The 20,556-nt window shown below is 69.7% G+C and carries 29 protein-coding genes; 27 read left to right on the plus strand and 2 right to left on the minus strand.

From position 1 onward, the window contains the following. Positions 1 to 319: 319 nt before the first annotated feature. The 11 genes from ABD691_RS18410 (at position 320) to ABD691_RS18460 (ending at position 6,556) form a co-directional block, all read left to right on the plus strand. Positions 320 to 547, plus strand: coding sequence for a hypothetical protein (locus tag ABD691_RS18410; protein WP_344681342.1), 228 nt, complete (start codon positions 320 to 322; stop codon positions 545 to 547). Between the two features lie 93 nt (positions 548 to 640). Then, positions 641 to 955 (plus strand): hypothetical protein, encoded by a 315-nt coding sequence (locus ABD691_RS18415; RefSeq protein ID WP_344681345.1) that lies wholly within the window; start codon positions 641 to 643, stop codon positions 953 to 955. Beyond that, positions 952 to 1,188: a hypothetical protein gene (locus ABD691_RS18420; protein WP_344681348.1), complete on the plus strand. Its 237-nt coding sequence runs from the start codon at positions 952 to 954 to the stop codon at positions 1,186 to 1,188. Before ABD691_RS18415 ends, ABD691_RS18420 begins: the two co-directional genes overlap by 4 nt. Next, a complete protein-coding gene (locus ABD691_RS18425; RefSeq protein WP_344681350.1) occupies positions 1,178 to 1,699 on the plus strand; it encodes a Pycsar system effector family protein in 522 nt (173 codons plus the stop codon). Before ABD691_RS18420 ends, ABD691_RS18425 begins: the two co-directional genes overlap by 11 nt. 340 nt (positions 1,700 to 2,039) lie before the next feature. Beyond that, positions 2,040 to 2,735, plus strand: a complete 696-nt coding sequence (locus tag ABD691_RS18430; protein ID WP_344681352.1) for a GGDEF domain-containing protein — start codon at positions 2,040 to 2,042, stop codon at positions 2,733 to 2,735. Next, positions 2,732 to 3,301, plus strand: a complete 570-nt coding sequence (locus ABD691_RS18435; protein ID WP_344681354.1) for an AAA family ATPase — start codon at positions 2,732 to 2,734, stop codon at positions 3,299 to 3,301. Before ABD691_RS18430 ends, ABD691_RS18435 begins: the two co-directional genes overlap by 4 nt. A gap of 5 nt (positions 3,302 to 3,306) precedes the next feature. Then, entirely contained in the window at positions 3,307 to 4,149 is an 843-nt protein-coding gene (locus tag ABD691_RS18440; protein WP_344681356.1) for a hypothetical protein, read from the plus strand. Continuing rightward, the gene (locus ABD691_RS18445) at positions 4,149 to 4,907 is read left to right on the plus strand and encodes a metal-dependent hydrolase (protein WP_344681358.1); all 759 of its coding nucleotides are present in this window, start codon (positions 4,149 to 4,151) and stop codon (positions 4,905 to 4,907) included. The genes ABD691_RS18440 and ABD691_RS18445 overlap by 1 nt, the downstream gene beginning before the upstream one ends. Beyond that, the gene (locus ABD691_RS18450) at positions 4,904 to 5,248 is read left to right on the plus strand and encodes a hypothetical protein (protein WP_344681360.1); all 345 of its coding nucleotides are present in this window, start codon (positions 4,904 to 4,906) and stop codon (positions 5,246 to 5,248) included. Before ABD691_RS18445 ends, ABD691_RS18450 begins: the two co-directional genes overlap by 4 nt. A gap of 66 nt (positions 5,249 to 5,314) precedes the next feature. Next, on the plus strand, positions 5,315 to 5,653 hold the full coding sequence (locus ABD691_RS18455; RefSeq protein ID WP_344681362.1) for a nucleoside triphosphate pyrophosphohydrolase family protein: 339 nt from the start codon (positions 5,315 to 5,317) through the stop codon (positions 5,651 to 5,653). A gap of 129 nt (positions 5,654 to 5,782) precedes the next feature. After that, on the plus strand, positions 5,783 to 6,556 hold the full coding sequence (locus tag ABD691_RS18460; RefSeq protein WP_344681364.1) for a PP2C family protein-serine/threonine phosphatase: 774 nt from the start codon (positions 5,783 to 5,785) through the stop codon (positions 6,554 to 6,556). Positions 6,557 to 6,794: 238 nt separating this feature from the next. Here the strand turns inward: ABD691_RS18460 and ABD691_RS18465 are convergent, their stop codons facing one another. Then, a complete protein-coding gene (locus tag ABD691_RS18465; protein WP_425565113.1) occupies positions 6,795 to 7,013 on the minus strand; it encodes a DUF397 domain-containing protein in 219 nt (72 codons plus the stop codon). Positions 7,014 to 7,015: 2 nt separating this feature from the next. Beyond that, on the minus strand, positions 7,016 to 7,879 hold the full coding sequence (locus ABD691_RS18470; protein ID WP_344681366.1) for a helix-turn-helix domain-containing protein: 864 nt from the start codon (positions 7,877 to 7,879) through the stop codon (positions 7,016 to 7,018). 314 nt (positions 7,880 to 8,193) lie between these two features. On the opposite strand from ABD691_RS18470, the gene ABD691_RS18475 reads away from it, so the two are divergent. The 16 genes from ABD691_RS18475 to ABD691_RS18550 all read left to right on the plus strand — a co-directional run bounded on the left by ABD691_RS18475 (position 8,194) and on the right by ABD691_RS18550 (position 20,556). Continuing rightward, positions 8,194 to 8,565, plus strand: coding sequence for a hypothetical protein (locus ABD691_RS18475; RefSeq protein ID WP_344681368.1), 372 nt, complete (start codon positions 8,194 to 8,196; stop codon positions 8,563 to 8,565). Further along, on the plus strand, positions 8,562 to 8,795 hold the full coding sequence (locus ABD691_RS18480; protein WP_344681370.1) for a hypothetical protein: 234 nt from the start codon (positions 8,562 to 8,564) through the stop codon (positions 8,793 to 8,795). The genes ABD691_RS18475 and ABD691_RS18480 overlap by 4 nt, the downstream gene beginning before the upstream one ends. 79 nt (positions 8,796 to 8,874) lie before the next feature. Beyond that, complete coding sequence (locus tag ABD691_RS18485) at positions 8,875 to 9,216, plus strand: hypothetical protein (RefSeq protein ID WP_344681372.1); 342 nt, start codon at positions 8,875 to 8,877, stop codon at positions 9,214 to 9,216. After that, on the plus strand, positions 9,216 to 10,217 hold the full coding sequence (locus ABD691_RS18490; protein ID WP_344681375.1) for a hypothetical protein: 1,002 nt from the start codon (positions 9,216 to 9,218) through the stop codon (positions 10,215 to 10,217). Before ABD691_RS18485 ends, ABD691_RS18490 begins: the two co-directional genes overlap by 1 nt. Continuing rightward, a complete protein-coding gene (locus ABD691_RS18495) occupies positions 10,214 to 10,438 on the plus strand; it encodes a hypothetical protein (protein ID WP_344681377.1) in 225 nt (74 codons plus the stop codon). Before ABD691_RS18490 ends, ABD691_RS18495 begins: the two co-directional genes overlap by 4 nt. Before the next feature lie 515 nt (positions 10,439 to 10,953). After that, positions 10,954 to 11,826 (plus strand): 2-keto-4-pentenoate hydratase, encoded by an 873-nt coding sequence (locus ABD691_RS18500; protein ID WP_344681379.1) that lies wholly within the window; start codon positions 10,954 to 10,956, stop codon positions 11,824 to 11,826. Between the two features lie 18 nt (positions 11,827 to 11,844). Beyond that, positions 11,845 to 12,756: a hypothetical protein gene (locus ABD691_RS18505; RefSeq protein WP_344681381.1), complete on the plus strand. Its 912-nt coding sequence runs from the start codon at positions 11,845 to 11,847 to the stop codon at positions 12,754 to 12,756. Then, positions 12,722 to 13,747 carry a 4-hydroxy-2-oxovalerate aldolase gene (gene dmpG, locus ABD691_RS18510; RefSeq protein ID WP_344681383.1) on the plus strand — a complete coding sequence of 342 codons (1,026 nt, stop codon included), beginning with the start codon at positions 12,722 to 12,724 and terminating at the stop codon, positions 13,745 to 13,747. Before ABD691_RS18505 ends, dmpG begins: the two co-directional genes overlap by 35 nt. A gap of 72 nt (positions 13,748 to 13,819) precedes the next feature. Continuing rightward, a complete protein-coding gene (locus tag ABD691_RS18515) occupies positions 13,820 to 14,062 on the plus strand; it encodes an acyl carrier protein (RefSeq protein ID WP_344681385.1) in 243 nt (80 codons plus the stop codon). Between the two features lie 5 nt (positions 14,063 to 14,067). Then, positions 14,068 to 14,943, plus strand: a complete 876-nt coding sequence (locus tag ABD691_RS18520) for an HpcH/HpaI aldolase/citrate lyase family protein (protein ID WP_344681387.1) — start codon at positions 14,068 to 14,070, stop codon at positions 14,941 to 14,943. Then, the gene (locus ABD691_RS18525; RefSeq protein ID WP_344681389.1) at positions 14,930 to 15,469 is read left to right on the plus strand and encodes a MaoC family dehydratase; all 540 of its coding nucleotides are present in this window, start codon (positions 14,930 to 14,932) and stop codon (positions 15,467 to 15,469) included. Before ABD691_RS18520 ends, ABD691_RS18525 begins: the two co-directional genes overlap by 14 nt. Before the next feature lie 8 nt (positions 15,470 to 15,477). Next, entirely contained in the window at positions 15,478 to 16,656 is a 1,179-nt protein-coding gene (locus ABD691_RS18530; protein WP_344681391.1) for a GNAT family N-acetyltransferase, read from the plus strand. A gap of 45 nt (positions 16,657 to 16,701) precedes the next feature. Then, on the plus strand, positions 16,702 to 18,099 hold the full coding sequence (locus tag ABD691_RS18535) for an NsdA family TPR-like regulatory protein (protein WP_344681393.1): 1,398 nt from the start codon (positions 16,702 to 16,704) through the stop codon (positions 18,097 to 18,099). A gap of 80 nt (positions 18,100 to 18,179) precedes the next feature. After that, positions 18,180 to 19,070 carry an aminoglycoside phosphotransferase family protein gene (locus ABD691_RS18540; protein WP_344681395.1) on the plus strand — a complete coding sequence of 297 codons (891 nt, stop codon included), beginning with the start codon at positions 18,180 to 18,182 and terminating at the stop codon, positions 19,068 to 19,070. After that, positions 19,067 to 19,729, plus strand: coding sequence for a PIG-L deacetylase family protein (locus ABD691_RS18545; protein ID WP_344681397.1), 663 nt, complete (start codon positions 19,067 to 19,069; stop codon positions 19,727 to 19,729). The genes ABD691_RS18540 and ABD691_RS18545 overlap by 4 nt, the downstream gene beginning before the upstream one ends. Positions 19,730 to 19,794: 65 nt before the next feature. Continuing rightward, a complete protein-coding gene (locus tag ABD691_RS18550; protein ID WP_344681399.1) occupies positions 19,795 to 20,556 on the plus strand; it encodes a coenzyme F420-0:L-glutamate ligase in 762 nt (253 codons plus the stop codon).

A 20,556-nucleotide genomic window follows, 5' to 3' on the forward strand; every position in this document is an offset into this window, starting at 1 on the left:
CCGGAACAACCCAGGCAACCCCGGAAACACCTCCAACCCCGGAAAGCCCGAGTTCCCCGGAAACCCAGCAAACCCCTGGGAAATCGGAAACGCCGCCAACACCAGCCACACCCGCAGCCCCGAAACAGGCGACCACCGAACCGTCCGCTTGGCGTCTTCCCTGTTCACGTCGCCCAAGGGGCTCGAGAGCGGCCTCGACATGACTGGCAGCTCGTCCACTTAACCCAGGCAACCCTGTAAACCCATGTGTTTATTGGGTTGCCTGGGTTAAGTGTAGCCATTACAGTAATCGTTACACCGCGTTGTAGAGGAGGTGAGCATGGACATCGACGGCTCGGTCACCCAGCGGGACGACGAATCGACCTTCGAAGCGGTCGCCCGATGGAGGCAGACCAGGGCCGCCCTCGACCGTCTGATCAGGGAAAAGACCGAATTTGCGCTGCGCGAGGCGCGAACCGGCGGCATCACGCCAACCGAGATCGCGCACAGATGGCGCATGACCGAGGGCCGCGTTTACCAGCTGCTTCGGCAGCACGACATCGACTAACGCGAGCTGCTGACCGGGGATCCACCTCTCACCGCTTCACCCCGGCCAACAGCGGAAGCCCCGAACACCCTTACGAGCATTGGAGCACCGCAAGTGTCTACCACGAAGCCCAGCGCTGCCCAGGCGCGTGCGCATAACCTGTTCAAGATCGTGAAGCAGCAGCACGCCGAGGTGAACCAGTTGGAGCGTCAGCCGGACCTGAGCGTGGCCGATCGCGAGGAGGCCGCCACGCTGCACGAGCACATCGCCATGAGCTATCAGGCGCTGGCCGAGGTCTACCCGTTCGCGGCGAAGCTGTGGAACGGCCTCGCGTCCAGGGAGTACGGCAAGGCCGCGCGGCACCAGGTCGCGATGTTCTACTCCACTGCCGAGCCGGTGGCCGAGGTCGAGGAGGTGCTGGCGGCATGAACCGGACGTCCAACACCGACCGCCCGAACCGGCTGTTCACCGTGTTGCTCGTGGCCGGGTTCGCCGTGATGGGCGCCCTGGCGATTCTGTCGTTCGTCAACGGGTATCTGGTCGTGGGCTTCGCCTGCGTCGCCGGCTTCTTCGGCCTGTTCATCCCGGCCGACCGGCGGATCCGGAAGGCGCGATGCAAGCACGACGACGCCTCGTCTGGTGGTGATCGCGGTGAGCACTGAGGCCGAGAAAGCCCGCGAAACCGACGACCAGGTGGTGGAGCTGGCGAAGTACACCGCGGAGGCTGCCCGCTGGGAGATCGGCCGGACCGGGCAGGGCGCATCGGCTCTGTTGAGCGCGCTGTCGTTCGTGGGCACGGTGACCGGTGCCGGCTTCGCGGTGCTGGCCAAGCAGGGCGGCTCACCACTGGCGGCCACGGTGATCGCCGTCGCGGCGGTGCTGCTGATGGCGGCGTTCTTGGGGATCGTGCTGTCGATCCGGCCGCGGCTTCCCCGCCCGGGGAAACCGGCGACGGGGTGGCCCATGCTGCTCGATGTGCAGCGCGGGCCGGAACTCGAGCGGTTCTTCCAGAAGGCCGCGCAGGCCGCGGCGGAGTTCTACGCCGCGGACGCGCACACCCTCGCGCGGATCGCGGTCACCAAGCACCGGTGGATCCGCAAGGCGACCACCTGCGTCCTGGTCGGCTTCCCGATCGGGGTGTTCGGCGGGCTGGTGTACGCCCTCGGCTGGTGACCCGGCGAGTTCCTGAACAGCAGGAACGCGCGTTCACGGCTCGCACTCCGACCGGAAACACCTGAAACCCCGGCATCGCCTTAAACCCCTGGGTTCCCGTGGTTCCCGTGGTTTCCGGGGATGCAGGGGATGCAGGGGATTCCGGCAACACCGGGTGGAGTGCCGAGCCGGCTTACGAGGAAGTGACGCGGGCCCTGGCGGGCGGGATGCAGCCCGTTGATCCCACCAGGGCCCGGCGTCGGTAACCCCAACCAATCCATTGAGGTCAACGTCCCTCGGCGCGGAAGGGCAGACGAACCACGCCCGTGCTCAGGGATCGCTCTCCCGGAGGAGGACACCAGTGTCTCTCAACGTCGAAACGGTTGTCACCGCGGCCGCCGCGGTGACAACCGCAGCGGGGTGGGCCGCCACTGCCTACCGGCTGCGTCACCGAACCCGGCAACTCGACCATGCCCGGCGCGACCCGGTCACCGGGCTGCGGACCCGCGCGAGCTTCGAACCGGCCGCCAGCGAGGCGCTGAACAGCGCCGACGTCGTCGGACTGCTCGATCTGGACGGGTTCAAACCGATCAACGACGCCCACGGCCACCCTGCGGGCGACCAGGTGCTGCGAGCGGTGGCCGGCCGCCTGCACGCCCAGCTCGGCGAGGCGGCGGTGACCGGGCGGCTCGGCGGCGACGAGCTCGCGTTCGTCACGAACCTGGATCCGGAGGCGTTCCGCCACCAGCTCGACGAGCTGGTGGAGGTGCTGACCGCACCGATCCCGGTCGACGGCGTCGGCGAGGTCTGCGTCGGGGTGTCGCTGGGGGTGACGTTCCTGGATCTCCTGCCGTCGCGGGCCCCGGTGCTGCCGGAAGCGCTGGCGGCCGCGGACTTGGCGATGTACGAGGCCAAGGTTTCGGGGGCCGGGTGGCGGCTGTACGACCCGGAGGTGCACGCGGTGCGGCCGGTCGCGTCGATCTGCCCGGCACCGCGGTGGCGCGTGCGCGAGCACGGGCCGGCCGCGCTGGCGCAGCAGGGGGTGGATCACCGATGACCGCGTCGTTGCAGATCCCCGCCGCGCTGCTGGAGCTTCCGCCGGACAAGGGTGCGCTGGTCGCGCTGGTCGGGCCGCCCGGCTCCGGCAAGTCGACCTTCGCCGCCGCGCTCGTGAAGCAGGTGGCGCGGCCGGTATCGGTGCTGTGCCTGGACGAGTATCGCGCCCGGGTGTCGGCCTGGGGTGACGAAGCCGATCAGTATGTGACGCCGTGGGCCGTGGCCAACCTGCACATCGACCTCGATGAGCACCTGGCGCAGCGGCGCCTGGTGGTGGTCGACGCGACCAACGCCGAGTCCCCGCACCGTCGCCAGCTGCTCGAGATCGCCGCCCGGCACGGTGCGGTCACCGCGGCCGCGGTCCTGCTGCCGGCGCTCGGGGTGTGCCAGGCCCACAACGCGCAGCGGGATCCGACCGTCGGCGCCTGCGGCTGGGCCCGGCAGGTGCCCGCCGTGAAGGTGGCCGACATGCACGCGGCCATCACCGGCGACCTGCCGCACCTGGCCGACGAAGGCTGGGCGCCCGTGGTGCTCGCCGACCACGCCCGTGCGGCAGAAACGAGGTGAGTGCGATGACGCTGACCGTCGTTGCCCCGCGCACCCTGGTCCAGCCGGACGGGCCGTTCGTCGACGCCGAGCCGGTGCGCCGGCACGTGCGCGGATTGCAGGCCGCGGGCATCGGATGGCGGCGCGTGGCCGAGCTGGCCGGGCTGTCCCCGAGCGTGCTGACCCGCCTGTTGTACGGCGGCAACAACGTGCCCCCATCCCGACGGGTCCGGCGTGCCACGGCCGAGCGGATTCTCGCTGTTCAGATCGATATCGACAGCCCGGCCGCGGGCAGCCTGGTCGACGCGACCGGCACCCGACGGCGGCTCCAGGCGCTCGTCGCGATCGGCTGGGCCCAGACCTGGCTCGCCGCCGAGCTCGGGCTCAGCTCCGACGAGGTGGGCGCGATCCTGCACACCGACCGCCGGGTGCGGGGCGGTACCGACCGGGCGGTGCGGGCGCTGTACGAACAGTGGTGGGACTGCCCGCCGCCGCAGGAGACCGCCCGGCAGCAGGCGGCGGCGTCGCACTCGCGCAAGCTCGCCACGTCCTATGGGTGGGCGCCGCCGATGGCCTGGGATGACGCCGCGCTCGACGACCCGGACGCGGTGCCCGACGGGCTGGCCGAGGAGCAGGTCGACGACGTCGACGAGATCGCGGTCGAGCTCGCCTGCGAGGGCAAGCGCCGCGCCGCGCAGCTGCGGCCCGTCGACCGGGACGCGGCGATCCGCGTCCTTGCCGCGCAGGGGATGAGTGTCACGGGGATCGTCAAGCGGCTGCGGACCTCGGCCCCGACGGTGCAGCAGGTCCTCGCACCCACCGAAGCCAACGAGACCGGCGCGCCCGCCGAGGTGGGTGATGCCGCGTGATGGGGCGCTCGCACGCCCTCAGCGGGTGGTGCGCCGGGCTGGCCGTGGCCGGGAGCCTCGGCCAGCACCACCCGGCGGGCAAGCTCGTGCTGGCCACCGTGACCGCCGGATTCGCGCTGCTGCCCGATCTCGACCACCGCGGTTCGACGGCCTCCCGGCTGCTGGGGCCGGTCACCGCGGCGGTGTCGTGGCTGGTGCGCACGATCGCGGTGGTGATCTACCGCTACACCGCCGGCCCGCGCGACGAGCCGGTCTCCGGGGAGCACCGCACGTTCTGGCATTCCGGCGTCGCGGCCGGGCTGCTGGGCCTGGCGGCCGGGTACGGCACCGCGGCCGGCGGGCACCTGGTGGTGCTCGGTGTGCTGGTCACCGGGGTGCTGCTGGCTGTGGCCGCGCTGGGCGACTGGGTGCTGCTGCCTGCCGGGTTCGCGCTGGTCGCGGCCTTCGTGCAGGGGCCACAGGCCGTGCTCGACGACGTGGCCGGCTGGCCGATCGGCGTCGTGGTCGCCGTGGGCTGTGTGGTGCACGACCTCGGCGACATGCTCACCAAGTCCGGCTGCCCGCTGTTGTGGCCGGTGCCGATCGCCGGGGAGACCTTCTTCGAACTGCGGCCTCCGTCCTGGTTGCGGTTCCGCACGGGCGGGCCAGTAGAGAACATCGTCGTCTTCCCCGCCCTGGCGGTCGCGGCCGTGTTGCTGGTGCCGGGTGTGTGGCCGGTGGTATCGACGCTGTTCACGCGCCTGGGAGCGGTGGCATGACCGAGCCGCCGACGCCGTGCGCCCGGTGCGGGCAGCCGATGGTGATGAGCCGGCAGGCCCCGCCGGGCGTGCGCCGCCACAAGTCCCGGCGGCTGTGCACCAGCTGCTACCCACGCGTGCTCGAACGCGGTGAGCTGGAGTGCTACCCGCGGCTGCGGCGCTCCAGCGACAACGTGCTGGAGGAGTACCAACACCTGCATGAACAGGGCATTCGCAGCAGGGCGGTCCTCGCCTCCCGGCTGGGTCTGTCGCCAGGCGCGCTGTCGACCCTGCTCTGGCGCGCCCGCCGCGCCGGCGATGAGCGCGCCGAGAAACCACTCACCCGAAGGGATCGGCTGTAAACACGCCGCGCCCCGCCGTCGGAGTGCGGGTGGATGGTGCAGCCGAGCAAGGGGAATGGAGAGGTCATGTCTGATCTGGCGGAGTTCCACAAGAAGACCGCGATCACCGCGCGGTTCGACGACTGGCCGGAGAACCAGACGCTGCTCTACGTGGCGCTGGGGCTGGCCAACGAAGCCGGCGAAGTGGCCGGCGCGATCAAAAAGGCTGTTCGCGACGACGGCGGTGAGATCACCGAACAGCGGCGGCAAGAAGTGACCGACGAGATCGGCGACGTGCTCTGGTACGCCGCCCGTCTCGCCGAGCTCGTCGGGATCACCCTCGACGACGCGGTGGCCGCCAACATCACCAAGGTCCGCCGCAGGCTGGCCAACGGCACGCTCTCCGGCAGCGGCGGCGACCGATAACAAATGGCCGGCGACGGTCTACGGATACGCCCTGACCAGCACTTTCATGTGAAGCGTGGGTGACGTCCCCACGTTTTCCCAACACCGGCAGGCCACGGTGGTGGCCTGGGATCTACGAAAGGAATCAGGATGACGATGATCAGTGAGGCGATGACGAGCACGGCGGACTGGGAACTGCGCGCTCCCGGTGTGGCCGAGGGCCTGGCCGTCACCGTCGCAACAGCCACCCACCCCGGCGACCAGCCTGTCCAGGCCGACGCGGTGGCCGTGGAGCACTACGCGACCGCCGGCACCGTCGCGGCCTGCGTGATGGACGGCAAGGGCACCTCGGCGGAAACGGCGCGCAAGATGCCGGTGTGCGCGGAGTCGGCGGTCATGCTCGCCGCTCGCTACGGCGCGCTGAACGGGCTGGCCACGGCCGGATCGATGCTCACCGACACTGGGCAGGAGTTCGTGGACGTCGACGGCGTGGGGGCGCTCGCGGTGGTCCGGCCTGGGGCCCCGGTGGTCGTGGTGCACGTCGGACGCGCCCGCGGCTACGCCGTCGACGGTGACGGCGGCCTGGTCGAGCTGACCGAGGACGCCACCCACGGGCAGCAGCTCCGTATCCAGGGCCACAGCGAGGAACAGGCGCGGGCCTACGACCGGCTGCAACGGGTCACCCTGGCGCGATCGAGCGTGGGAACCATCCCCGCCGCGATCACCGATCATCCCGTCGTTCTGCTCACCACCGATGGGGTGCACGCCGTCCTGGGGCACGACCGGATGGCCGCGCTCGTCCAACAGCACCGGCACGGCGGACCTGCCGAGCTGGCAGAGCAGTTGCTGACCGCCGCGCTCGAGAACGGCCGCCCCGGACAGCGCGACAACGCCTCGGTGGCGGTCATCGCCGTCACCCGGTAAGGCCGGCTGCATTACCGGCGTCATGGCTCGGCAACTAACCGCTCGAAGCTGACGCCCCTGGACCCCGGAGTCCGATGAACGGCTCCGGGGCGTGTCCGAGTACACCATGTGATCGAGTGCGGCATCATCCTTTGTGGGCCCGGCGCCGGAGCTCGCAACAAGACGCCCTCCCGGCCAAACTCGTCTTGGCCGGGAGGGCGTCTCGTTCTTCAGCACACTGTTGTGGGCAGTGGGGCGGTCAGTCGAACTCGCCAGCCTTGACGCCGGCGATGAACGCCATCCACTCACCTGCGGTGAAGTAATGCGGTGGCCGGCTGCGGTCCTTGCTGTCGCGCAGCCAGCGGCCGCCGTCGGCGGCGAGGCCGACTTCGACGCATTGGCCGTTCTCACCGCTGTAACTGGACTTGCGGAAGACGACCTGGTCAGACTCCTGCGCCTCGCGCATGTGGTTGTTCACTTCTACACCTCCTTCATGGCCCTCTGAATGATCCCCCGGGAGTCTTCGGGGGTAGCGGCCAAGGCATGTACACGGCGCAGCGTACGTTCGTACAGCGCGATCTCCTCGGGGTCTTCGATGTAGAGCCCGGTGTTGACCAGCTCGACGTAGGCGACGCCTGGATCGTTCTTCATATCGGGCGGGAACTTCATCAAGGTGAAGGTGCCGCCCTGCTGCGCTGTGTGTGCGCCCGCGTCGAGCGGGAGCACCTGGATGTCGATGCGCGGGCGTTCGGACATCTCCAGCAGGTGCGCAAGTTGCTCGCGCATCACTGCCGAGTCTCCTCGCTTCCGGTAGAGCACCGCTTCGTCCAGGACGGTCCACAGCCTTACGGGATCATCCTCGCGGTCGAGAATGCGCTGGCGGCCCATGCGTAGCTCGACACGCTGTTGGACATCGTCGTCGGTGAGCTCGGGGTCCGCTCGGATCACTGCCTCGGCGTAGGCGCGAGTCTGGAGCAGGCCCCTCACGAGTAGCGCGTCGAACGAGGACAGTTCAGCGGCGCCGGATTCATAGCCGAGGAACAGATCGAACCAAGGCGGCACCGCGTCGGCGAGCTCGGCCCACCAGTTCTTCGCTTTACGGGCGGCCTCGACGATTCGCAAGAAGTCGGGTAGCCGCTCCGGTACACCGTAGAAGTCCAGCAGGATCTCCAGGACCGGCTTGGACGGCAACCGCTCGGCGGTCTCCAGGTGGCCCACCTGAGCACGTGATAGGCCGAGCCGTTCCATGACCTCGGAGCGTTGTTTGCCGGCTTCCTTGCGGAGTTGACGCAAGTTGAGGCCGATCCAGCGCCGCAGCGATGCCGAACTCGAAGTGGCGACCACGTTGATCTCCCTCGCCTGTTGACGATGCCGTCTCCGGCGTACAGGTCTCCGGTTGGCACCGGTGACACAACATCACCCGAATGGCTGCATGAACAACTCTTGGCCTTGTAGTAGCTACGCTGTAGCGTCTCCGTGTAGCTGCTACAGATATCAGGCTACAGCAGGCCAGACCGGGTGGAGCGCTCCGGTGCCAGTGACCCCCACCAGTGCCCGTCGAGCACTCCACCCGGTCACCCACAGACGGCGGCGGGCCCGGCACTTCCCCCCGACAATGCCGGGCCCGTTGCCTCCCAACCGGCAACGGGGAGTCGGAGATGGACGAATCAACCGCCGAGCTTCAGCGTCTCGGAAGCAGCGGCTTCACCGGAGCACCGATCCCGGACGAGGACGGGCTCGCTCCCGTCGCCCTGGTCTACATGCGGTGGTGGTCATCGGGCGTGATTGACGTCGTCACCGTGCTCGACGAGAACAAAGCCTCGGCCTACCGCGCCAGCAACCTGGACCCGCGCCACCCCGAAAACCTCGCCGGCGCCGTCGTCCGGCGGCGCGTCACCGGAACCGTCATCGAGGTCGTCGCCGCGGTGATGGAGCTTTCCTCTCCGCCCGAGGGCGGCCTGCCGATCTCCGTGCGTCCGGCCGACCAGCTCGCCGTGACCAGCAAGGCGGGGGAGCTGTGGACGCCATGACCGACGGTGCGGGGCACGACTTGGACAAACGCATTCCCGGAGTCCAGCTGCGGTTAACCGGTGACATCTTCGCCGCGCCCGAGAGCGGCTGGTTCGGCACGGACACCGGCCCTGGAACCGCGAACGGTGGCCGCAACGGCTCGGGCGCCCGACGTCGGCAGCGAACGGTCAACACCTTCTTCGGCGCCGACCGCAGCTCCACCCGCGGCCAGCGCCGGGAAGGAGCGTGAGCTGCCCGCCTCCGAAGCCAGATGCAGCTGGCTTCGGAGGGAACTACCAACCAATCCAATCCGAGGGAAGTGATGTCGTATGACAGCGACACTGTCCGAAGTGGAAACACCGCTGTTGGCCCTGACCTACAGCGACCGCCCGGAACGGCCGGCGCATCTGCCGCCCGTCCACGAGCACGGATTCCTGCTGCTGGTCCGGGAAGAACACCCCGAGCTGGAACACGCCAGCCAGACCCACCGCGCCCGCGGTGAAGTGGTGCACGTCTTCCGCGACCGCCACACCCGCGAGTTCGCCGTACTGTTCCGCCGCGACACCGGCCAGCACACCGTCAAGGAGAGCGGCTGCCCGTTGCTGGACCGGCTCAATCAGCTGGCCGGCATGTGGCAGGGCGCCCAGGCACCCATGCGGGGTGGTGCCTGATGTCCCCGATCCTGGACTTCGCCGCACTCCAGGCCGCGCCGCTGAAGCCGGCGGTGACGCTGCCCGGCCTGGAACACCCTGCCTTCCCCTCGGTGCTGGCCGCGGCCATGCCGGGTGTGCGGCACTCCCGCACGTCCTGGCCCGATGATCAGGATGAGCACTCGCTGGTCGACCCGGAGACGGGCTCGGCCGTGCGGATCGTCATCACCTGGGACCGCCGCCAGGGCCGGGCCCGGACCTGCATCGCCGAGATCGGCACCCGCAAGCTCTGGGACGAGCTGGTCGGGCGCCTGGGGGAGTGGGAGCGCCACAGCCGCACGATCCCCGAGCACTGGCAGGAGGGCGCGCAGCGCGCAGCTCTCCCCACCAGCCAGGAGACCGAGCTCCCGCTCCGCGGCGCCCATTCCCGGATCGGGCGGCTGGAAGGCGGGAATCACCTGCCCGCTTCATCGTTCGAACTGGCGGTTCCCCGGCAGCTGCCGACCCGGCCGGTGGCCGCATCGGAGGTCGACCTCCAGGTGCGCGACGAGCTCGACGCGGTGGCCGTCGAGCAGGAACACGCGGTCGTGGCGCTGCTGGCCGGAGAGCAGGGCATCACGAACTCGGTCGCACTGGACTGGATTCACGCCAACTCCGATGACTACGACCACGGCCAGCTCTACGCCGACCTCGACCACGGTGACGCGGCCGAGCCCGCCAGCCCATCGCAGGTTCTGGGCAAATGGCTGGAAGCGTTGGGGCAGCCGACGGCGGACATCCCCGACGAGCTGCGCGAGCGGACCTTGCTATTCCGCAGCATGACCTCTCAGCGGAGGATCGCGGTGCTGCTGGAGAACGCCATCTCGGCGGCCCAGGTTCGTCCACTGCTGCCGAACTCCGACTACAGCCTCACCGTCGTTACCAGCCGGCGGCTGCTGGTTGGGTTGCGGATGGATGGAGCGCGCCTGATCGACGCCGGGACGGCGCACGCCATCTCCGGCTCGCTGGGGGTGGCGCGGTGACCGGCGTCGTGTCAGCCATCGGGCTGATGGGGCTTGCGGTGCTGGTTGGTGCGCTGACCGTCGCCGCGGCGGCCGGGCTGCTGCTGTGGCTGCGCGGCCACCGCGCTCACCAGCAGCCACCTGTCCCGACCGTGGCCGAAACCGCCGCTCAGCTGCGCGTACGCAAAACACGCGAGGCCGACCGCGATCCCGAAACAACGCAGGTCATCCGACCGCGATGAACAGGCCATCTGGCGAACCACCAGCCCCGGCCCGGACACCCGCACACCAGGGCTGTTCCGGGTCGGGGCGCCCCCTTCGCCCGTACTGATCGCCATCGCCGCACACGGAAGGGAGTGAAGGATGTCGGACCACCCGAGCGGTCCCCAGCCGGAACCACACGACCCGCGAGCGTGGGTGTACAGCTCCCAGCCCAAGCTGGGAGACCCGGTGGAGGTGTAATGCGAAGGTCCTCTGTGGACTCGGTGCGGTAGCCATCCCCTTCTCCACTCGCACGCGGCCGCCGCACCGTACGCCCGCCCCTCGATCGCCGGACGCCCCCGCCGGTGTTCGAGGGGCGGGCTTCATCAATGGGGTAATCAGAACAGAGTGCCTGCTCCGCGCGCATTGACTCGATTGTCGTAGGACGGGCCCGTTTGCGGTTTGCAGGCCCCGTTCGAGCCCTTTCTCGGATGCGAACGAGGCGGTGTGATCGACCCCACTTTGGCTTCGTGAGGTCCCCATCCAGGGAGCGTAAATGGCTTTGCATCAGGACGCGGCAGTGGACGCGCGATCGGCGTTGTCGCATGAGAATTCGGTTCCCGGCGGGGGCGACGGCGTGCAGCGTTGGCAGGTCGAGGAGGCGCGGCGCCTGTATCGGGCAGAACGATGCCGTCGTCCGGAAACGCTGTTAAGCCGACGTCGCCCTGGACTGACCGTGGACGAGGCGTATGGCGTGCAGTGGTGCGGCGCAGGACTGCGCATGGGAGCGGGGGCCCGCGTGGTGGGCCACAAGGTCGGGTTGACGTCTGCGGCGATGCAACAGCAGATCGGGATCGGCGAGCCGGATTTCGGCGTTTTGCTGGATTCCATGATCGTGGCCCCTGACGGGGTGCTGTGGGCGGGTGATCTGCTGGCGCCGCGGATCGAGGCTGAGATCGCGTTCCGGCTGGGCGCGGATGTGGGCGGGGCCGAGGTCACCGATCAGGACGTTCGCGCGGCGGTGGCCGAGGTGTTTCTGGCGTTGGAGGTCATCGACAGTCGCTTCGAGTTGGCGGGGATCACGGTGGCCGACAGCGTGGCCGACAACGCGGGCGCGGCGCGGTGCGTTCTTGGTGCCCCGTCATCGCTTCCGGAATGGGACCTGCGAGACGAACGCCTGACCGTCTGCGTAGGCACGCGGGAGGTCGCCACGGGGGAGGGGCGGGACATCCTGGGAGATCCGCTTCGGTCGGTGAGCTGGCTGGCCCGGCGGCTTCACGTGTTCGGCATGGGGCTGGCCGCCGGTGAGGTCGTGCTGGCCGGAGCAGTGCACGCCAGCCTCCCGCTGCCAGTAGGCCAGACCGTGTCGGTGCGCTCGCCCCGCCTGCCCTCGGTGAGCCTGCACATCGCGCCCGACCACGGCGACTGAGACCGGAGGGAGAAGGTCATGCTCAACCGTCACCCGCTTCGGGCCGCGGTGATCGGTGCCGGGATCCTCGGGGTGGATCTGGCCGAGAAACTTCTGGCGTCCACGACACTGACGTGCACGCTTGTCACGGGACGACGCGACAGCAGCGGCTTACGGCTTGCCGCGGAGCTGGGATGCGCGACGTCCACCGCCGGCGTGGATGCGGTGGGCAGCGACATCGACATCGTCTTCGACGCCTCCAACGCCGCGGCGCATCCCGCGCACTGGGGCGAGCTCGCCTCTCGTGAGGACGTCCTGCTCGTGGACCTGACCCCGAGTAGCGGGGGCACGATGGTCGCCCCAACGGTCAACGGTTACCGGGCCGAGTCCGCTCGCCATCTCAATCTGGTCAGTTGCGGCGGACAGGCTGTCCTGCCGGTGTTGAACGCGCTGGCCCAGCACTGCACCCCGGCCTACGTCGAGGTCGTCACCACGGCGGCCAGCGCGAGCGTGGGCCCCGCGACGCGGCGCAACCTCGACGAGTACCTGGCCACCACGGAATACGCGATCCGTCGCCTCACCCATGCGCCTGAAGCCAAGGTGTTGACCGCGATCAGCCCGGCCCGGCCCGCGCCGGCGTTCCGCGCCGAGGTCACGGTGCTGGCCTCTGACCTCGGCGGCAGCGAACCGACCCTGCGTGCCTCGGTGGAGGCCGCCGCCGCGGAGGTCCGCTCATTCGCACCGGGCTACGCGGTGACGTCGGTGGTGGTGGCCGACGGGCGGGTGACGGTCTCGGTGCGCGTGACGGCCCCCGGCGGCCGACTGCGCTCCTACGCCGGGAACGTGGAGATCATCAACGCGGCGGCGGTCGCGGTGGCCGAACGAAACGCAGCCAGCAGGAAAGAGGTGAGATCCGATGGCCACCGAGGGCAGGCGCGTGCTCGTGCATGATCCGACACTGCGCGACGGCCAGCACGCGGTCGCACACCAGCTCGACGCCGCACAGCTGCGGGTGTATGCCCAGGCTGCGGACCGGGCCGGTGTCCCGGTCGTGGAAGTCGGGCACGGCAACGGGTTGGGCGCCTCGTCGTTGCAGATCGGCCGGGCCCGCCTGGACGACGACACCATGCTGGCCACCGTCCGCGAAGAGCTGACGCAGGCGCGGATGGGCGTGTTCATGGCGCCCGGATGGGGCCGCGGCCGCGATCTGCGCCGAGCCGTCGAACGGGGTGCGGACGTCGTACGGATTGCCGCGCACTGCACCGAGGTCACGGTGACCGAACGGCACCTTTCCCTGGCGCGTGAACTCGGCGTCGAGGCCCAGGCCGTGCTGCTGATGAGCCACATGGCCGAGCCCGGTCAGTTGGCCGAACAATGCTCGCTCGCGGTGCGTTTCGGCGCGCAGGCCGTCGGCATCATGGACTCCGCCGGGCACTTCCTGCCCGGCGATGTGGCCACCCGCATCGGCGCGATCACCACAGCGGTGGATGTCCCGGTCATCTTCCACGGGCACAACAACCTGTCGCTGGCCGTGGCGAACTCGGGTGCCGCCGTCACCGCCGGAGCGACGATCATCGACGCGTGCGCGGCCGGCTTCGGCGCCGGCGCGGGCAACACCCCGCTGGAAGTGCTCGTGGCCGTGCTGGAACGCATGGAGTATCCGACCGGCATCGACCTTCCTGCCGCACTGCGGGCCGCCGACGTGGCGCACCAGCACCTGATGACCAGCGCCCCCACGACCGACTCGGTCAGCGTGGCCTCGGGTCTGGCGGGGGTGTTCTCCGGGTTCAAACGGCCGGTGCTGGCTGCCGCCGAGAGGGCGGGCGTCGACCCCTGGGACGTCTTCGCCGAGCTCGGCCGACGGCAGGCGGTGGCCGGCCAGGAAGACCTGATCCCGCACGCCGTGCAGAGCGTGCTCGGCGCCGCGCGGGCGGCCTCGTAGGCCGCCACGAAGATCCCGGTTGGCGCCGCTTGGGCCCCACCGGTGAACGTCACATCGACCAGGAGGCCGCTGATGCCCCAGTCCGTACTCGATTCCCTGCTCGACATCTTCGTCACAGACCTGCGCCTGGACCCCGCCGGGTTACGCCCGGAATGCCGTCTGGAGGAAGCCGGGGTGGATTCGCTGTCCCTGGTGGAGCTCAGCATCGCCCTGCGCGACCGGTTCGGGATGGAGATCACCGAGGAGGAACTGGCCGGGGTGACGACGGTGGGCGGTCTCGAAAAGCTCGTCACCGACCGCACGGTCGGCAGGTGATCGCGGTGGACGTGCCTGTGAGGCGAGGCAGTGCCTGGTTGATCGCCCCGGCCTTCCGGTACCGGCGGTCCGCGAGCGCTGCCGCCGATGTCGTCGTGCTGGACCTGGAGGACTCCGTCCCGGCCGAGGACAAACCGACCGCCCGCGCGGCCGCCGTCGACCGCGTGCGTGAGGTCGTCGACGATCACGACACTGTGCTCGGAGTGCGGGTGAACGCACCGGGCACCCTGCACGGGCTGCACGACCTGGTCGCGTTCGCCGAATCCGGTGTGTGCCCGGCCGTCGTGGTGGTGCCCAAAGTGGAGTCCTCGCGCGATGTCGAGCTCGTCGCGACCGTCCTGGACCGTGGCCACGGGCCACCGGCGGTGTGGGCACTGGTGGAAACACCACGGGCCTTCCAGCACCTGGCCGAGATCCTGGGATCGCAGTGGCTGGCCGGCGTGGTGTTCGGCGCGGCCGACTACGCCGCAGCCACAGGCTGCGCGCGCAGCAGCCAGGCGTTGTGGTACCCGCGATCGGCGCTGGCCGCCGGGGCGGCTGCCGCGGGCGTGCCCGCCCTCGACTCGCCGTACTTCGACCTCGACGACCCCGAAGGTCTTCAGCGGGAGGCCGAGCAGGCCCGCGACCTCGGATTCACCGGCAAAGGCGCCGTCCACCCCCGGCAACTTCCGGTCATCCGGGACGCGTTTGCCGCCTCCGAGCAGGAACTCGCCCAGGCGCACGCCGTGCTCGCCGCCGCCGAGGCAGCGCACGGCGGGATCACGACCGTCGACGGCCGCATGGTGGGCCCGCCGATCGTGGCCGCAGCCCGCGCCGTGACCGCCCACGCCGCAACCCCGCACGGGCGCTCGTCGAAGGAGGAATCTGGTGCAGAGCAGTAGTACGGGAACGCCGCCGGGCTACCGGACGGTCGGCGAGAACCGCATCCGCGAGACCGTCGGACGCGGCCTGGCGGAGTTCGCCGTCGGCCAGGTCATCGAGCACCGACCGGCCCGCACGGTGACCGAAACCGACCACATCATGATGCTCGCGCTCACCGGCAACCCAGCCCCCATCCACAGCGACACACAGTTCTGCCAGCAGATCGGCAGTGAGAAGCCGGTGGTGTGCGGGATCGTGACCCTGGGCATCGTGCTGGGTGCCAGCGTGCGCAGCACAAGCGGGCTGACCACAGCCAACATCGCCATGAACGAGCTGGTGCTGGAGCACCCCGTGCATGTCGGCGACACCCTGCGGGCACAGACCGAGATCCGCGAGGCCCGGCCCTCACGGAGCCGACCCGATCAAGGCGTGGTGACGACCCGCACCGAGGGCTTCAACCAGCACGACCAGCGCGTCATCGCCTTCACCCGCACGTTCCTCGTCCCGGCCGACGCGGCCGAACTGCGCGAGACCACCGACTACTAGGACACGCCATGCCCAACGACGTGACCATCACCGACGCCGACGAACACCTGTGGCGCGACTTCCAATCGCTGGCCCAGCGCAGTTACGGCCATCCGGTCGCCGACATCACACTGCTGTACCGGCACGCCGACGCCCGCGTCGCGGTGCGCGGGAACCGGGTCATCGCCGGGGGCCTCGGCGTGCTGGTGCCGCAGTTCTTCGGCGGGCAGCCGGTGCCGGCCGCCTGCCTGGCCTGCGGGTGTGTCGCTCCGGAAGAACGCGGCCGCCAGATGTGGGACCGCATGATCGACGAGCGCATCCACCCGTTGCAGGAGCAGGGGGCGGTGGTGGCGACCGCGTGGAGCACCGCATCCGGCTCCGGACATCGCCTGGGATGGGGCGCCCCAGCCCAGGTGTTCACCTGGACAGTCCCCACCGAACAACTCCGGCAGAGTTTCGCCGACAACACTGGCTTCGAGATCGCACACGGCGCCCTGCCGCAGGACTACCTGGTGCAGCGCGAGCTGGCCGCAAGCTGGAACGGACCGTGGCAGCGACCAGACTGGTGGCAGGGCTGGCAGCAGGACAAACACCCCGGTCTGGCCCACTACCGGTTCCACCGCCCTGGGCAGAACGTGGAGGGTCTGCTGGCTCTGGCGATCGAGCACGGGCCTGCCCACGGAGCACACCTCGTCGTCCACGACTTCTGGGCCGCTTCGAAGGAGGCCGCCGCCGCCATGTTCGCGTTCCTGGGCCGCTACAACGGCCGGATCCCCACCGTGGTGTTCCAGCGAACCGGGCTACCACCGGCTCCGGTGCTGCTCTCGCAACTGCACCGCATCGGCGCCCTCGCCGCCGAGCACTGGCATCCGTGGATGCTGCGGGTGCTCGACGTGCACCAGGCCGTCCGGCTCCGCGGCTGGCCAGACGATCTAGACCTCACCCTCCCGCTCGAACTCGTCACCGACGCCGGCGACGGCACACACTGCTTCACCCTGCGCATCGCTGCGGGCAGCGGTGAGCTCGAGCCCTCGGACCGGGACGGCATGGTCACGCTGACCCGAGCCCAGTTCGCCGTGTGGTTCGCGGGCGGCTACCGCAGCCAGACCGCAGCCACGCTGGCCGGCGTGCGCGGGAAACCGCAGGACGTGCGCCGACTCGTCGCTGCGACCGCAGATCGAGAACCGTGGCTTCCGGAACACTTCTAAAGCCCGTCGACGACAACAAGAGCTGCGGAATCAGACGGAGGTGCGATGGGCGCACGCCCGAAAACGCCCAACCAAGCGCTGGCCACGCTGCTCGACGCCCACGGAATGAGCCGCAAACGACTCGCGTTTCGCGTCAACCAGCTGGCCAAGGCCCAAGGACTGTCCACAGCGTACAAACACAGCAGCGTCAACCGGTGGCTCGCGGGAGAACAACCGAAAGACCCTATCCCGCAGCTTGTGGCCGCCGCGCTCAGTGAACGCATCGGCCGGCCGGTCACCGCCGAGGAGATCGGGATGACCACCAGCCGGGGCGACGCCGGGCGGCCGGGATGGCTCTTCCCCCGGGACCGCGCGGACGCCCTCGACGGCATGCGGGCGCATTGGAGCGAGCAGCCGCTCGAACAGCCCCGTACCGACACCTTCACCCGCGGCGGGTACACCCACGCGGTCACACGCTGGCTTGCCGTGCCCACCGACCCCATCGAGCCCGCTGATCACCCCACTGCGGCCGAGGGCCGCCGGCGGGTGGGCCAGCACGACCTCGCCGAGCTGCGCGAGGCCGCAGACCAAGCGCGTGCTTGGGACGCGCAGTTCGGGGGCGGCGACTGGCGCCTGTCATCGGTGACACAGTGCCTCCGCGACCGCGCGATCCCGCTGCTGACCAGCTCACACACCGACACCGTCGGGCAGCAGCTGTTGGCGATCACCGCCGAACTCTCCCGCGTGGTGGCCTGGGCCGCCTTCGACAACGGCCAAAGCGGCACCGCCCAGCAACACTTCATCCAGGCACTCCGACTCGCCCGCGCCGCCGGCGACGTGGAAGCCGGCGCCTACGTGCTGACGACGATGGCCCTGCACTCCATCCTGGAAGGCGAGCCGGACCAGGCTCTCGACATGGCCCAGGGGGCGTTCCACCACGGCCGGGGCCATGCGTCGCGGCGCGTGCTTGCCTTCGCCAAACTCGCGGAGGCCCGCGCGTACGGCCGCCTCGGCGACGCCACCTCCGCCGCTGGCGCGCTCAGCCGGGCAGAACGGCTGCTCGACACCGTCCATCGCACCAGCGATCCACCCTGGATGTCCTACGTCACACATTCACGCCTCGCCGCCGACGCCACGGAGATTTTCCGCGACCTGCGCAATCCGGCAGCGGCGTTGCGCTGGAACAAACAAGCCACCGACATGGCCGCCGACCGCAACCCCCGAGCAGTCGGACTCCGGCTGGCCATCGTGGCCACCGCCTGCTGCCAAGCCCGAGACCTCGACCACGCCCTCGACTTCGGGCACCAAGCCCTGCACGCCCTGGACCGGGTGTCCTCGGCCCGTGCCGGCCGCGCCCTGCACCGCGTGGCCTCCGCCCTGTCCGCGTTCGACGATCCGCGCGTGCACGACTTCACGCGCCTGCTGCACCACCAACGCATCCCGGCAAAGGCGACCCTCCGGTGAGGCACCCGGCTCGGCAGCGCCCGCCCCCCGCAGACACAGTGAGTACCGTCGCACCGCACCGAGCAGGAGAAGGACACCGCATGACACTGCCCACCGAGCTCGAACAGTGGGTCGCCACCTGCCTGGACGGCCCCGTCAGCGCGACCGACGTGTCCTGGGACCGGGGCGACTCCCAGGTCTGGCGCGTGACCACCGGCATACGCGCGGCGTACGTCAAGCGCAGCCCGACCTTCGCTGCCTACACACGCGAAGTCCGTGCCTACGACCACACGAGACGGGCGCTGGCCGCCGGCGAAGCTCCATCGTTGCTGGCCAGCGACTCCAGCCTGCGCGCCATCCTGACCTCACCACTGCCGGGACGAGTCGTCCGCGGCTTGCCGCTCGAAACCCAGGATGAACGGAGGGTCTACGAACTGGCCGGCAGCCTGCTGCGGCGCTGGCACGACTCCGCCGACCCACCATCGGAGCAGGTCCGTAAAACCGTCCGGACGTCCGTGGCTGAGCAAGCACACGAGGCCGCAGGCTATCTGGACGCCATCGCCGTGCACCTCAGCAACGATGAGCACAGTCTCCTCCAGAAGGTGCGCGACGAACTACCGGACCTGGCAGACGAGCTCCCGCTGGCGTACCGGCACGGCGACTACTCACCTCGCAACTGGCTATGGGACGCCGACCACGGCCGCCACAGCCTGATCGACTTCGAAGAGGCCAGCAATGGCACGGCCGTTGAGGATCTAGTGTGGCTGCACGGCGCCGTCTGGCCCACCCGCCCCGACCTCAAACACGCCTTCCTGACCGGCTACGGGCGTGCGCTCACGCGGGCAGAGCAGCGAGCTCTGCACCTGATCACGACGCGGACGGCCGCGTACTACCTCCACGCAGGCATCACCAAGGCCAACCCCGTCCTGACCGAACGGGGCCGGACAGCACTGAACCACCTGCTGCGAACCGACGAGGAGCAACCGCGATGACCACCGTTCTCGTCGTGGTGGCTCATCCCGACGACGCCGAGATCGGCATGGCCATGCGGATGCACTGGTATGCCCTCAACGGCGCGCGGGTCCGGGTGCACTGCCTGACCACCGGCACCCCCACCGCAGACGACACACCCGTACGCCGGGACGAATGCCTGGCCGCCGGGAAAGTGCTAGGAGTCGACCAATACAGCTTCTCGTCCATCCCCGACACCCGGTTTCTCGAACACCGCGGACGTATCCACTCCGAGGTGATCTCCGTCGTCCGCGAGACCCGCCCCGACATCATCTACACCCACCATCCCCACGACCAGCACCGCGACCACAGCGTCACCGCGGAGGAAGTCACGAGCGTCGCGCTCCACGAAGCGCCCAACCTTTCCTACTTCCGCTCGCCCTACAGCCTTGAGTTCGAACCGACGATGTTGTTCATCGGCACACCCGAACTCCTGGACGCCAAAGTCCGTGCCCTGAACTGCTTTACGTCACAACATCAGCTCGACATGGGTTTCTTTCAGCAGCTCGCCACCGTCACCCACCGCCAACACATTCACCACCGAATCGTGAAGCAGTTCCCACCAGACTCCACCTGCGCCGAACCGTTCAGAATCGCACGACGACTCGAACTCGCCCAGACATCAGCGTCACCGGTCTAGATCGTCGGCGACAGTCGGCACCAGATCACGACGGCCGCCCTCAACCTCACGGAGACCACGAGCTGATGACCGCCACCACTCATGACTTCGCCGTGCGGGCTCTCGAACCGTTCCCCACGATCACCGAAGGTGACCCGCTCGCCGACGTCATCGCCGACGTGCTGGCCAGCAGCGAGCAGCACCTGACCGCGGGCGACATCGTGGTGGTGGCCAGCAAGGTCGTCTCGCTGGCCGAGCGCCGCAAGGTCGAGTTCTCCGAGGTGACCCCGAGCGAGCAGGCCCGCGAACTGGCCCAGGCGACCGGCAAACCCGCCGAGGCCATCCAGGTGATCCTCGACGAGTCCGTCGACCACCGCCTGGCCACGTCGACCGGGCCGATCATCGCCCGCCACCGGCTCGGCTACGAGCTCACCTCCGCCGGCGTCGACCGGGACCGGGAGGCCGCCTGCGCGTGGCTGCTGCCCGCCGACCCCGATGCCTCCGCTCGCCGCCTGCGTGACGAACTCACCCGCGCCACCGGCATCGACGATCTCGCCGTCGTGATCGCCGACTCCGACGGCCGCCCCGACCGGCGCGGCGCCACGGTGCTCGCTCTCGGTGCCGCAGGCATCCACCCGCTGCGGATCACCGAGCATCGCGGCCAACACCAGGAGGAAACACTGGTCGACATGGTGGCGGCTGCGGCCGGAATGGTTCTCGGTCAGCGCGGCCGCGGCGCTCCCGTCGCCCTGATCTCCGGTGTCGCCTTCGACCGCAGCGACGCCGGGGTCGCCGCGATGCTCCGCCACGAACTCGGCCGGACGGCACTGAAGCACATGCCGGGGTGA

Origin of the sequence: Saccharopolyspora taberi, assembly GCF_039534165.1 — a bacterium.
Lineage (GTDB): Bacteria > Actinomycetota > Actinomycetes > Mycobacteriales > Pseudonocardiaceae > Saccharopolyspora_D > Saccharopolyspora_D taberi.